Genomic DNA, 12,957 nt, shown 5'->3' with positions numbered 1-12,957 from the left:
TTTCCGTGTTTTCAGGGCATATAAAACGCATTTCTTTACCCTCAAAACGGTTTTATCATAGCGTTTTTCTACTGTATGTGATCCTCTTACAAATGTGACTACGTTTTACGAGGAGACCTTCGTTTCTTTTTCCCTGAATGACAAAATCGCATTCATGACCTAGCGGATCATCCACAGGCCTAACACATAAACATCAGAAGGTAAAAGAACGTGCTTCATTAGGAAGACTACCTCTGAAAGTATTATTTCGCCTGAAGCGGCTTTGAAGCTTCGACTCTATCAGCGTAACGTAATGTTGTTATGAACCCATCAAGCACTTTATTGCTATATTGGAAGCCTTTATTTTGATAGAATTCTAGCGCTTTGTCATTACCATTCGACACAAAGACGAAATAATCTTCAACATGAGGGAAACCCTTCAGCCATTCCATCGACATGTTAAAAAGGACCGATCCGATTCCTTGCCCGCGATACCCGTCTTCTATGTAAAAGTTGCTCAGGCATCCGACATCATCATTACGGACGGTTGAAAGGTCAAAGAACGTTGCAAACTCGTTATCATAGTTTTCTTTTGGAGCGATGTTGGAATAAACGTAGGCCACGATCTTATCGTCCGCTTTCGCCACCACGGTAAAATTATGTGTTGAGCTTTTTACAGAAGAGAGCATACGTGTATCAAAATTCATATCATCAAACAACTCCGGCCTATAATGGGCAAGGGATTTCTGATACGCCATCAGCTTGTTGCATACTTCCCTGCAGCATTCTACATCTTCATCTTTTACGATCTCATACGTTATTTCCACATTCTTCACTCCTCTTCCTTTATCAATCGTAAGCAGGTTAATTTAAGTATAGAGTTGTGCCATTTTAGAGTAAAGTGTATTGGAAAATAAAAAAGTCAGCGATGGGGCAAGCCCATTGCTGACCTCAACTGGATTCAGTTCCCTTCTTTACTCGTATCGAACCCTCCAGGTTTTTCCCCTTCAACACCATGACCGATCGTACTTTCATTAAAGGTTTCAAACGTCACTTCTTCGCTATCTTCTACATTGATATGAAAGAGTGAGGGATCAACACCTTCGTTCAATCTCACTTCATCTGCTTTCATAAAATAGGCGACTTCACCATTCTCCTTATAGAATTCTGCATCAAGTAGTGCACCCGTTTCTTTAGAGACCGTCATCTTGAAGGGACCAAAAGAGCCATTGTATTCAGGTACGTCTCCTTCGATTTCGTAAACTGGCATACCGAATTTCGTATTTTCCTGATAACTCCAGTGGTCATAGTTATCTAACAACAGTACAAACCATTCGCTGCTTATCACATGGCCACCCATATTGAGATATTGATGTTGAGTAGCTAAATTGTCCTCAGCTGATTTCGTTGTAACCAGCTTCTTTTCAGGGAGTTGCAAAACGACCTGATCATCCTTAAGTAAAGAAATCTGCTTCTCAAGAACTTTTTCATCCTTTGTGATCTCGATACTTGTAAGGTTTTTATTTCGTTCAAAATCCACCTGGAAGTTCACGTTCGTCACAGTTCCATCAGGGTGGGAAGAATACGAATAGGACCCTTGAGCGTTGTCGATATGATCCCAGGAAAAGAACATCTTTTTCACAATCTCGAACTGATCTGGATTCTCTTGGGCAAGTTTTTCACTGTCCGGCGCTGAAAACAGATCATCCTCATTCTTTAACGGATCCCGATGTTCAGCTTCACTGCTTTCTGTTTGAAAGGAAGCAGAAACTTGCTCACCCGTTTGGCTCGCATTAAAGAAACCGATCTGATCAGCTGAATAATACAATGCACCGAAAACCAATGCACATGAAACCATACCACTCAATACGAGATTAAATTTACGTTTGTAGTTTGGTATCGAGAAGCGATCTTCCTCCCTCCCTTTTATCGATTGGAATACTTGCTCCTTATGTTTTTCGTCAAAACGGATTTCCTTCAAGTTGGAACGATTCATTTTTTCTTTTAGATTTTTCAATTTATCTTCCATACCGTTCTCCTCCGTCCAGCATTTTTTTCAACTGCAACCTTCCACGATACAATCTTGATTTGACTGTATTTTGATTGAGCTTTAACAGTTGCGCTACTTCTTCAGTACTTAACTCCTCGTAGTAATGGAGGATGATCACTTCACGAAGCTTGACCGGCAAGGCCAATACTTTTTCTGAAATCATCCTGCTTTCTTCGTCGACAACGATTTCAATTTCTGTTGATCGGTGAGGGCGTAGCCACTTTGGACTGATTATGTCCGTAAAAAACAAATTTCGATAAGACCAGCTTTTCAATGCATCCTTACACGTATTCACGGTAATCCGATACAGCCATGTCCGATAAGAGGATTCTTCCCGGAATGTATCCAGCTTTTCATAGCATTTAATGAAAACATCCTGGGCAATATCTTCAGCCATTTGCTTTTGCTTCGTATATGTATAGGCGAGTCGAACAATTGAATCCCCATACTCATCCATCAGCCAGTTCAACCGATCTTCACGCGACATGAATTCGGAAGGTTTCTTCTTGATCATCCAGCCCCTCCTCTCTTTGATTTAGTGATTAGACGACGAACGGTCACAAGCGGTTTTGTTTTTTATCATTTTTCTTCTATAAAAAAAAAACTGTAAACGAGTACCGCTTACAGTTCAGTCCATTTTTTCGCAAAAATATCCTAATCCAGTTTTTCCAAAACTCTAGCGTTCACATGAAATAACGTGCTACTTGTTGTCTTCCGTTTTCTGACTCCAAATTTCATACCAGAACATACTTATACCGACGCACATGAGTGAAACGCTTAAGATATAAGGGAACCATCCCGTTATTTCACTTAGTATGAATCCAAACCGTCCTGGCGCATCCCATGCTCCTATATTTGGCGAAATGGTTGCGATGGCATGGTGCATGATGCCGAACAATATAATCCCTGATATAAATGACACACTTGCTATAATCTTAAAACTCACTTTGTCCAACAAAATCCCCCTCAACTTCTTACTCTTTTTTCTATATTTTAACATTATCTAGCAATAAAAAGCATCCGAACTTTTCGGATGCTTCTCTCAATCTATTAATCTATTATCCAGGTTGAACGCTCAACATCGCCGGAGAATCGATGAGTTTCACAATTTCGCGCTTCGGACAGCTCTCTGTGGATGCCAGATACTCGTCCATCCGTTGAAAAATCTGTTTCCTTCGCCATTCATTCTCAAGCACCCCTGAAATCGTCGTTTCACACTCGCCTTCTTCGATTGGAATAATGAGCTGCTTTTCACTTAAGCCTTTTAAATTATATTGCTCCTGACCAGGCAGAGCCGAGTGTACGAAAATCAGCAGCCTCTTTTTCAGCGCTTCACTGATTGTGATTCCTCCAGGCTTTGTGATGATAGCATCCGCTTGTTCGTAGAGGTGGTTCATTTCCGCCCTGCTCTCAATATACGGACGTGGTTCAATATGTGGCACATTCCACGATTTAAGTTCATTGAACAGCTTATCATTCTTTCCGCAAAGCACTGTGTATCGGTACTTGGAATCAGACTTGATTGATTCCAGGTACTCGATCATATTCCCGACACCGCTGCTCCCGCCAGCTACAAGGATGTGTTTCTTTGGTGATAAATGACGTGCTGTATAGGACACGATATCCTCACTGGTCGGTATTCCTGTAACCGCAATTTGGTCCTCCGCTACTTGATGGTTGTCCATCAATTCTTTCTTCATCATTTCATCATTGACCAGATGAAGATCGATCTGTTCTTTACCCCAGATCCCATTGATAAAGAAATCGGTATACACATTGACCGTCGGGATGTCGATTCGTTGTTGACGTTTCAACCGGCTGATGATGGCAGAAGGAAAACAATGGGTACAAACAATCAAATCAGGGTTTTCTTTACGGATCAATTCCAGCATTTTCGACTCGAAGCCGAGTAATTGGACGTAATCCACTTTGAACGGGACCTGTTGTCCCTTCGTCTCATACATGAAATGCTTATATACCCAATGATAGGTTTTCGGGAGAGAGCTGATCCACTTCAAATACATCGTCCCGATTGTTCTTTCTAAAGATACATTCCAATAACTTAGAAAATCGACTTTCTTACATTCGATTTCTTCTTCTGAATTCTGGATTGAATCAATCAACGCATCGGCCACTTGATGATGACCGGATGGCATTTGGAAAAGGGGTAGGAAAAGTATTTTCTTCATGCTTTGCTCCCTCCTTTCACTCTCCATTTTTTTATTAAGAAGATTCCTGCAAATGCAAGAAGTGCAAGCACACTCAACCATGGTATCCAGTGCATCGGCAACCGATCACCGATCCAGAACCCGACCATGATGTAACAAATCGTCCACAGCAAGCTCCCTATCAGGCTTAGAATCGTATAAATACCAACAGGATAGCTGCTCGTTCCAGCAACATAAGGTGCGATTTGGCGGAGTCCTGGAATGAACAGGCTGAATAGGAGTGTCGTTTTCCCGTATCGATGGAACTTATCACTGACCTTCTCCCATAGCTCTGGTGTGATTTTGATATACCGGCCATACCGCTGTAAAAAAGGCACGCCCAAATAACGTCCGATCGCATATGAGACGGCAAGACCAAGTACGGTGCCGGCGAAAGCACTGAACAAGGTCCAGCTTAGCATCAAGTGCAGCTGAGCTGCCAGCATGCCGATCAGAACCATGAAGGTTTCTTCAGGCGCAGGAATGCCAACGATCCCACAGAACAGCGTCAACAAAATAATCCAATATCCATATGTGTGAATCGCATGTAATACGTTCTCAAAATTCATAATATCCTCTTCTGTTCCATAGCTGATTTTTCCTGAAGGTGTGCATCAAGATTGACACACTCGTATCCTATGCTCAATGCCTCTGGAATGAAGCGGCTTAATGCCTTGATCGTTGTATCGGGAGCGTCGGAATCAGCTTTCGGATTTGCCCCATCATCATGCAGCAGGAAAATCGCTCCTTCTTCAAGTCCATCCATCATCTTGGATTTCAACTTTTCATGATCCTGTTTCTTCCAATCCTGAAAGATGGACGACCAAAGCACGATATCATAGTCTTTCGCAAACATATACGTAAAGATGTTCAAGCGGCCGAAAGGGGGCCGATAAAAACGTGGCTTCACACCAGATACCCGTTCAATGACCCTTGTAGAATCCAGAATTTCCTGTCTGGTGGCAAATGGGCTTAAGAACCAGCTATCCGTATGCGTATAATGGTGGATTCCAATCGTGTGCCCTTCATTCACCATACGTCGTACCAATTCTGGATACTTTTCAGCTTTTTGAGCTACGACAAAAAAGGTCGCTTTACAGTTGTATTGTTTTAAAAGATCCAATAACACCGGTGTGTAAGTTGGGTTCGGTCCGTCATCAAATGTCAACGCTACTGACCTTCGGTGGGGACCTCTCTTTATCAAACCAATGGATTTCGTCCGGAAAAGGACCGTCGGCACGATTCCATAGAAAAGAAATAGGATGAAGCCTACCAAGGCAGTCCAAATCAAGATCTCCATTATTTTTTCACCTACATACTAAAAAATAAACGCTTTTATTAGGATAACACACGCATATTAAATGATTGTTGAGAAAGCATCAACCTACCTGATTCTACCAAACCCGACGCATTTCGGGAAGAGTTGACCATATGCTCTATGTATAGACGTTGATTTCCAAGAAAAGTTCTCGATCATGTGCAAATCCCCATACACTCTTTCTTCTATTACATATAGTGTTACAAGGTAAATTTAACGTAAAGGAAGATTGGATGAGTAACCAAAGAGATATACCCTCTTATAAAATTGAATTGGATCCAAGTGACTTGAAAAAGATGAAGAAGGATATATGGTCGGAGGACCCTGTTGAGGCCACGCTAACCGTCGGCAATAATTGTTATGACATCGGTTTTCTTTTTCGTGGAGCTCATATCCGTAAAGTGAAAAAGAAATCCTACCAGTTCATTTTTCCATCCGTCACATCCGGTATCAAAGAGTTGCATATCAACTCCGAATACATTGATAAATCCTTAATCCGTAACAAACTCTCACTCGATTTCTTTTCAACCCTCGGTGTGCTCTCACCAAAATCAAATCACGTGTTGATAACAATCAATGACGATTTCCAAGGTGTCTATCTTCAGCTCGAAAGCGTTGATCGTTATTTCCTGAAAACGAGGAACCTGCCGAAGGGACCGATTTTCTATGCTGAAAACGATAACGCAAATTTCTCACTCATCAGTCCAATAAGAGAAGGATTGAAAAAGCGATTTGAATCAGGTTACAGCTGCAAGGAAGGAACATCAGATGATCGTGCAATCTTGGCGGATTTGATTTATCAGATCAATACCATTCCACCTGATGAATTCGAATCGGCAATCCAGAATTATGTCAATGTTGATAAATATTTACGCTGGCTTGCAGGAGTCGTCTGTACCCAAAATTATGACGGATTCATCCATAATTACGCGCTGTATCGAAGGAGCGACAATGGACTCTTTGAAATCATCCCCTGGGATTATGATGCAACATGGGGACGTGATATCCATGGAGACGAAATGGAATACGACTATATTCCGATTGAAGGCTATAATACATTGACGGGAAGAATCTTGGATATCTCCTCTTTCCGTGAACAGTATCATGATTTGATGGCTGGAATACTGGACAAAGAATTTACACCGGAATATCAAGAACAGAAAATCAAGAAGCTATACCAAAAAATCGCCCCTTATGTAGAAGAGGATCCCTATTTACACAATTCCATTGATCAGTTTTATGAGGAACCTGATGTCATCCTTTCGTATATTAAAAGCAGAAACCGATATCTACGAGGTCATCTCTCAGATCTTCTCCCGTAATGACTATGTATTTGAAAAAGGTTGTCCCATGTGTATTGTCCTCCCCGTCTCCGGATCATCTGGCCAATATTTACGGGCAACCTTTACTATTGAATCATGGAAACTGAACGGATTTGATATGCTGTAAATTCGTATAAATCGTCTTATTCCGGGCAATGACGATCTCGACATACCCATTCTGAACGTTCACGAGCTTTCCGACTTTGTTCGGATGCTTACCTAAATCGAAGACAGCGACTTTTCCGATGTGACGCTTGCATTGTTCTTCGAAAGTGCGTGACGCAGGTATGGCAGAAGGGGTCAAAGGCAAATTTTCATTGCTGAGTGAATACGGACGGTGATTGTGAGGATACGGGATCAGCCACTTCAGGTGCTGCAACGGTATGAACATCGTTTTATGGACAGGGGAGAAAAACGTGAAATAGTCATTCATTACATTCGTTACATACCCATGGATGGATTGATTGCTCGTTACAAAGATTTCACTAAAAACACCTTTCGCATTATAAAGGATCTTCCTTAGAGAGATTGAATCATTATCCTGAATCCAAGACGGTAATTGATTTGGTTGTGCAATCGATTCTGAATCATCGGAGTTGAAATCAAGGTAATGGACATGGACCAAAGGGATATATAGAAAATCTTTTCCATCGTACAGGACGATGATATTCGCTCCGGTATCTACCAGAATGCCTGAAAGATTTATATTCCCACTTGCTGTCAGCTCAACCTGTTCTCCGATATAGTTATCAAAGTTATTCAATATGCTCATCCCTCCTTTTTGTTAACTTATAAAATCATGACCGCTGCCAGATCAGGAGGTGTAGGTTGAGACAGCGGTACGAAATTCAATGGAACGAACGGTCGGTCGGATAGATGGTAAAAATTCAGGGGGGATAATGAATTATTTATTTGAAAGGGGTGTTGGTGATTCGTTACGGTTCTTAAGTTTGTCATCGCCAACGAGTACCTTCGGGTCATGGTATAAGGAGGCTACTTCAATTTGTTTTGCAGTGTGCTCAGGTTTGTCATCACTTAGAAGCATGTCCTTCGTAGGGTGGATTAGAAAATAAAGGACAATGCCGTTTATTAATAGAAACAATGTTTCGAACATCCTTATCGCCTCCTTTCCATTCTCAACGTACTCCCGGTCGCCTTACATCAATACTTCGAAAGCTTAAAGCTTGATCCAGCCTTTTTTCTCAAGGCTTGTCAGTTCTCTTGACGAATTATCGATTCTCTTGAATGGCTTGTACTTTTTGCAAGAGCTCTTATAAGATTTCTTTGAAGAACATCCTGTTGATCCGTACGGGTCGTTATACATGTGCTTGTCGTTTCCATATTTGCGCGCTTTTTTGAATGCGCTTGAAACCTTTGAGCATCGACCAGAAGATCTGCCAGAGCTGCGTCCTGAAGATTTTCCTGAAGTCCTTCGGCTGCTCTTTCTACCAGAAGACTTACCAGATGATTTGCCTGAAGATTTCTTGCCAGAAGATTTTCCTGAGGACTTCTTACCTGAAGACTTTTTGCCTGAAGATTTGCCTGTGGAGTACTCATCAATCATACAAACACTCTTGATGTGGTAGTTTGTAATGAACAAGATATCGTCGTTGACTGTCAATTCCAAATGATCGTCATAAACCTCGCTCAGTACCCCAGTTACACAGTGAGGACCTCCACGGTTGATCTTTACCTTGCGATGTTTCCAGTGTCTAAGCATGTCCACGAAACAGTCTGCTTTAACATAATCCATTTCCTTCTTACCTTTGTGGTGCTTACCGGAGTTGATGCAAAGTTCTTTAATATGATCAAGTTGGTAATATACGACGCCTTCTTCACAATGAAGTGCCAAATAATCCTCCTGACAGCCTAAAAGAACCCCCAATCCAGACTCTGGACCTGCCCAGTTAACATTTACATAATGACCTTCTAGCCCTAATACTTTATCACGTGAAATCGTCATAAGTTATTTCCTCCTATAAAAATTTTGTTTGACCACGCTTGTCCTTGCATTATATGTAACATGGCAGGATAGGGTATGGTTATCTGTGTAAAAATGAAAAAATGGTCGTATGCGGGTATTTTTTTAGAGGATTCGTCTATTTTTCAAATGACAAAAGACCAGAAAAGGTAAGGGCGCGGATCAAAAAAGTACAATAGCCCACCACGGCACTCATCACCAGAAGGTACTCGCCTAACATGGAATGTTACAATCCATGTTTTTTTATTTACAAAAGAACTAAACGCTATTAATACGGGCTTTATAAACGCTATGTAGGATGAAGGTATGAATTGAATATAGCCCCGCATGACAGGTGGAGAATATACGGAGAAAATCTTGTTCATGTCAAAAGGATTACGCAAATATGTGGAAACTGATCAATTCAGTTTCAGGTTTGCATATGTTCTTTTGGTATGCCGAGGTTTTCTCTTTTTTAATAGGAGGATCACGATGTTCAACATTACTAAGTTAAATCCAATGGTCGCTGCCGTACGTGATGTGAACCATGTTGAGGATGCAATTGGATCAAAGGTAGACATCATTTCCATGATGTGTGGCAACCTCACGAACATTACCGATATCGTCGAGAGGATTCATTCCGCTGGAAAGTTTGCTTTTCTTCATGTGGATTTGATAAAAGGTCTTGCCAATAACAATGAAGCTGTGGATTTCTTAGCTGAAAAGGTGCAGCCAGAAGGCATCGTAACAACAAAAGGCCGGCTTATCAAAAAAGCGAAAGAGTGTGGTCTAGTAGCCATTCAACACAATTTCATCATCGATACGCAGGCTTTCACAATGAGCGTACGCTCGATTAACCAGAATCAGCCTGATGTCGTGGAAATCATGCCCGGATTGATGCCCCGTGTCATCCGCGATCTTAAACGAGAAATTGAACCGCCTCTTGTAGTGGGTGGTCTGTTGAATACGAAAGAAGAGATCCTGGAAATCATTGATGCAGGTGCGACTGCAGTCGTATCCGGGAATCCGGCATTATGGAATATCGATTTGTAAGAAAGCGGAGGAATTATGAGACAGTTTAAAGGATTTTTCTTTGATTTAGACGGAACAATTTACGCTGGTACTAAGCTTTTGGATGGCGCCATGGAGTTACTTGATACCTTACAGAGAGCAGAAAAGAGCATCGCTTTCATGACGAACAATTCCACGTTGAACGCAGCGACGATTGCGCGAAAGCTCCAGTCATTCGGTATACATGCTGATCAAGATCAGATCATCTGTCCGACTGATCTTGCAGGTTCATATCTTACTGAAAAATACGGACGATCCCGTGTGTATACGATTGGCTCTGAACATCTTACAAGAAGTGTATTGGTGGAAAATCATTCATTATCCGAGGGTGTCGACGATCCGTGCGACATTGTACTCGTTGGAAGAGATCTCGATTTCACATATCAGAAGCTCGAGGATGCAGTTCTCCATTTACAACGAGGAGCCAAGCTCGTCGCAACAAATTTGGACTTTCATCATCCGATTGATACAGGAGAATATGTTCCTGAAACGGGAGCGATTGTCGCTGCGATCCAAAAAACAGTCCATACGGATGCGGAGGTCATCGGTAAACCTGCCTCCTTTATTTTTCATAAAGGATTGGAACGGTTCGGCCTTCTCCCCCATCAAACGGTCATCATCGGTGATAATCCGATGACCGATATTCGAGGCGGGCGCAAGGCAGGTCTTTCAACCATCTTATTGAGGGACCATGCGAGAGAGATTCCAGAAGATATCGTTTTTGACCAGAAGTACCAGAACTTGTTGGAACTGGGACAAGATCTCTACGGAATCGGAGTAAAGGAGGATCGATTGTGATGAGGAAACAAACGTTGTTGATCTGTATCGATGGAATGGCTGGGCATTATCTGGACAATCCTGACGTGAACATTCCCAACTTACGTGCTCTCATTCGTACCGGCAGTCTCGTATCCCGATTAAAGACGACTTTCCCTAGCGTCACATGGACAGCGAATACAAGTGCTGTGACCGGATGCCATCCATCAAAACACGGTGTGATCGGAAATTCGATTTATAATTACGAAAAACAGGAGATTTCCCATTATTGGGGGGATAAGATCGATTCAAAAGAAAATCTGGTTCATGTTGAAACGATTTATGATCAACTGGCCAAACGGAATGAGAAGACCGCTTCCATATGCTGGCCGGTTACCCGGGAAGCAAGGAACATCGCCTATAATATCCCGGAACATTATGATCAGAAATTGTTCGAAAAGTATTCCACTCCATCTTTCTGGAATGAATTAAGGCCTGTTCTTCCTATTAACAAATACGGTAAATGGAGTGCAGACTTTTCACTGAACCATATGCAGGATTGGCTCACAAAAGAAATCGTACGATATGTCATAGAGTACAAGGATACTCAACTTCTCATGGCTCACTTCCTGTTGATCGACAGCATGCTCCATGTACATGGCAACCACTCTCCAGAAGTGTTCTGTGCCATGGAATACGTGGATCGTTTAATTGGAGAACTATTGACTTGTCTCGAGGAGCAAGGTCGACTTGAGGAAACGGACATCATCCCCTATTCGGATCATGGACATGTTGACGTCCATACGAACGTTTATCCAAACCGGTTATTGGTGCAGGAAGGTCTGGATAAACATTATAAAGCGGTCAGCAACGACGGGTGCTTCTATCTGTACAGGTTGACGGAAAACAAACAGGACGACGGACAAGTAAAACATCTGTTCAATACACTGCCGTTCATTAAAAGAGTCCTTTCGAAAGATACATTCAATGAAACAGGATTACTCAGCATCGATACCAGCCCCCATTTCATCATAGAACTGGATGACGGATATGTATCAAAGGATGATGAAGAGGTTTCGGAAACGACCGCGCCGAGTACGTACAAGGCAACTCATGGGTACTCCCCGGATCATACGATGTTGAAAGGGTTCATGATTGGCTCTGGTCCTTCATTCAAACCTGGAAGCTTAGTAGAAGAAGCAGAAATCATCGACATCGCGCCCACATTGGCACGTATACACGACGTACAGCTGCCTGATGCAGATGGACGAGCTTTGGATGAACTCTTACACCCAAGAAATGTCCTAATAGGAGGGGAATAGGTTGCAAAACTATGAAACAAGCTATGATTATCCAGTTCAATCGTCTTCTCCCTCTAGGAGAAAAGAGCTTAAATCCTCTTTAAGGAAATTTTTCTCAAAGGAGAATATCGCTGGCTGGGGATTCATTTTACCAGCCTTCATCCTGCTTGCTGTGTTCTGGATCTATCCCATCGGATACTCCTTTTATCTCAGTCTCCTGAATTGGGATATGCTTAGTCCACCACGTTTTACCGGGCTTGAACACTATGAAACTCTTATCCAGAGTGCAGGTTTCAGAGAAGCGATGATTAACACCGGCGTGTATACATCCTTCTATGTTCTTGGTGTTGTTGTGCTCGGATTAGCACTCGCATTACTCGTCAACGCCAACCTTAAAGGAATCGGCTTCTTCAGGATGTTGCTGTTTTCCCCGCACATCACGCCGATTATCGCAATATCGATTGTATGGATGTCCCTATATGACGTGGATGAAGGACTTTTCAATGTCATTTTAGGTGCGATCGGACTTCCGGAAGGGAAATGGCTCTCCTCTTCTGACACTGTGTTGATGTCACTCATCATCATGGGGCTATGGAAAGCCATCGGCTATTACATGATGTTCTTCCTGGCCGCTCTCCAGTCGGTTCCGGATCATTTATATGAAGCAGGAAAGCTGGACGGAGCGAATCGATGGCAATTGTTCCGGTTCATCACACTGCCATTCATTTCGCCTATCACGTTCTTTGTTGTCATCGTGGCGATCATTGAAGCCTTCCAGACGTTCGATCAGATTGCAGTGATGACCCAGGGGGGTCCATCCAATTCGTCGATGGTGCTTGTCTACCTTCTCTATCGTCATGCATTCGAGTACTTCAATATCGGATACGCATCAGCGATTGCCATTGTCATCTTTATCCTGTTAGTCACATTTACCATTGTCCAATACTTCGTTTCAAGAAAATGGGTTCATCAATAAGAGAGGAGGAAACCGAT

The 12,957-nt window shown here is 42.4% G+C and carries 15 protein-coding genes; 5 read left to right on the top strand and 10 right to left on the bottom strand.

Annotated elements, in window-relative coordinates; genetic code table 11:
• Window positions 1-242: 242 nt before the first annotated feature.
• The 7 genes from V1497_RS06040 to V1497_RS06010 all read right to left on the bottom strand — a co-directional run bounded on the left by V1497_RS06040 (window position 243) and on the right by V1497_RS06010 (window position 5,536).
• Window positions 243-806 carry a GNAT family N-acetyltransferase gene (locus tag V1497_RS06040; protein WP_349410077.1) on the bottom strand — a complete coding sequence of 188 codons (564 nt, stop codon included), beginning with the start codon at window positions 804-806 and terminating at the stop codon, window positions 243-245.
• Between the two features lie 134 nt (window positions 807-940).
• Window positions 941-2,008 (bottom strand): hypothetical protein, encoded by a 1,068-nt coding sequence (locus tag V1497_RS06035; protein ID WP_349410076.1) that lies wholly within the window; start codon window positions 2,006-2,008, stop codon window positions 941-943.
• Window positions 1,998-2,543, bottom strand: a complete 546-nt coding sequence (locus tag V1497_RS06030; RefSeq protein ID WP_349410075.1) for a sigma-70 family RNA polymerase sigma factor — start codon at window positions 2,541-2,543, stop codon at window positions 1,998-2,000. Before V1497_RS06030 ends, V1497_RS06035 begins: the two co-directional genes overlap by 11 nt.
• A 186-nt stretch (window positions 2,544-2,729) precedes the next feature.
• The gene (locus V1497_RS06025) at window positions 2,730-2,984 is read right to left on the bottom strand and encodes a hypothetical protein (protein WP_349410074.1); all 255 of its coding nucleotides are present in this window, start codon (window positions 2,982-2,984) and stop codon (window positions 2,730-2,732) included.
• A gap of 103 nt (window positions 2,985-3,087) precedes the next feature.
• Window positions 3,088-4,218: an MGDG synthase family glycosyltransferase gene (locus V1497_RS06020; protein WP_349410073.1), complete on the bottom strand. Its 1,131-nt coding sequence runs from the start codon at window positions 4,216-4,218 to the stop codon at window positions 3,088-3,090.
• The gene (locus V1497_RS06015) at window positions 4,215-4,805 is read right to left on the bottom strand and encodes a DedA family protein (protein WP_349410072.1); all 591 of its coding nucleotides are present in this window, start codon (window positions 4,803-4,805) and stop codon (window positions 4,215-4,217) included. Before V1497_RS06015 ends, V1497_RS06020 begins: the two co-directional genes overlap by 4 nt.
• Window positions 4,802-5,536: a polysaccharide deacetylase family protein gene (locus tag V1497_RS06010; RefSeq protein ID WP_349410071.1), complete on the bottom strand. Its 735-nt coding sequence runs from the start codon at window positions 5,534-5,536 to the stop codon at window positions 4,802-4,804. Before V1497_RS06010 ends, V1497_RS06015 begins: the two co-directional genes overlap by 4 nt.
• Window positions 5,537-5,787: 251 nt before the next feature.
• On the opposite strand from V1497_RS06010, the gene V1497_RS06005 reads away from it, so the two are divergent.
• Complete coding sequence (locus tag V1497_RS06005) at window positions 5,788-6,876, top strand: CotH kinase family protein (protein ID WP_349410070.1); 1,089 nt, start codon at window positions 5,788-5,790, stop codon at window positions 6,874-6,876.
• A gap of 94 nt (window positions 6,877-6,970) precedes the next feature.
• Here the strand turns inward: V1497_RS06005 and V1497_RS06000 are convergent, their stop codons facing one another.
• The 3 genes from V1497_RS06000 to V1497_RS05990 all read right to left on the bottom strand — a co-directional run bounded on the left by V1497_RS06000 (window position 6,971) and on the right by V1497_RS05990 (window position 8,839).
• The gene (locus V1497_RS06000) at window positions 6,971-7,648 is read right to left on the bottom strand and encodes a DUF2642 domain-containing protein (protein WP_349410069.1); all 678 of its coding nucleotides are present in this window, start codon (window positions 7,646-7,648) and stop codon (window positions 6,971-6,973) included.
• A 132-nt stretch (window positions 7,649-7,780) separates the two neighbouring features.
• Complete coding sequence (locus tag V1497_RS05995; protein ID WP_349410068.1) at window positions 7,781-7,990, bottom strand: hypothetical protein; 210 nt, start codon at window positions 7,988-7,990, stop codon at window positions 7,781-7,783.
• Window positions 7,991-8,053: 63 nt separating this feature from the next.
• Window positions 8,054-8,839: a hypothetical protein gene (locus V1497_RS05990; RefSeq protein WP_349410067.1), complete on the bottom strand. Its 786-nt coding sequence runs from the start codon at window positions 8,837-8,839 to the stop codon at window positions 8,054-8,056.
• A 489-nt stretch (window positions 8,840-9,328) separates the two neighbouring features.
• Between V1497_RS05990 and V1497_RS05985 the strand changes: the two genes are divergently transcribed.
• Genes V1497_RS05985 through V1497_RS05970 form a run of 4 tightly spaced genes read left to right on the top strand, consistent with a single transcriptional unit; the run spans window position 9,329 to window position 12,940 of the window.
• Window positions 9,329-9,889: a glycerol-3-phosphate responsive antiterminator gene (locus V1497_RS05985; protein WP_349410066.1), complete on the top strand. Its 561-nt coding sequence runs from the start codon at window positions 9,329-9,331 to the stop codon at window positions 9,887-9,889.
• 15 nt (window positions 9,890-9,904) lie between these two features.
• Window positions 9,905-10,705 carry an HAD-IIA family hydrolase gene (locus tag V1497_RS05980; protein WP_349410065.1) on the top strand — a complete coding sequence of 267 codons (801 nt, stop codon included), beginning with the start codon at window positions 9,905-9,907 and terminating at the stop codon, window positions 10,703-10,705.
• Window positions 10,705-11,985 carry an ectonucleotide pyrophosphatase/phosphodiesterase gene (locus tag V1497_RS05975; protein WP_349410754.1) on the top strand — a complete coding sequence of 427 codons (1,281 nt, stop codon included), beginning with the start codon at window positions 10,705-10,707 and terminating at the stop codon, window positions 11,983-11,985. Before V1497_RS05980 ends, V1497_RS05975 begins: the two co-directional genes overlap by 1 nt.
• Window position 11,986: 1 nt before the next feature.
• Window positions 11,987-12,940, top strand: coding sequence for a sugar ABC transporter permease (locus V1497_RS05970; protein ID WP_349410064.1), 954 nt, complete (start codon window positions 11,987-11,989; stop codon window positions 12,938-12,940).
• Window positions 12,941-12,957 lie beyond the last annotated feature (17 nt).

The sequence above is a fragment of the Pseudalkalibacillus sp. SCS-8 genome, assembly GCF_040126055.1.
Lineage (GTDB): Bacteria > Bacillota > Bacilli > Bacillales > Fictibacillaceae > Pseudalkalibacillus > Pseudalkalibacillus nanhaiensis.
This window is presented reverse-complemented; position numbering and strand designations above follow the sequence as displayed.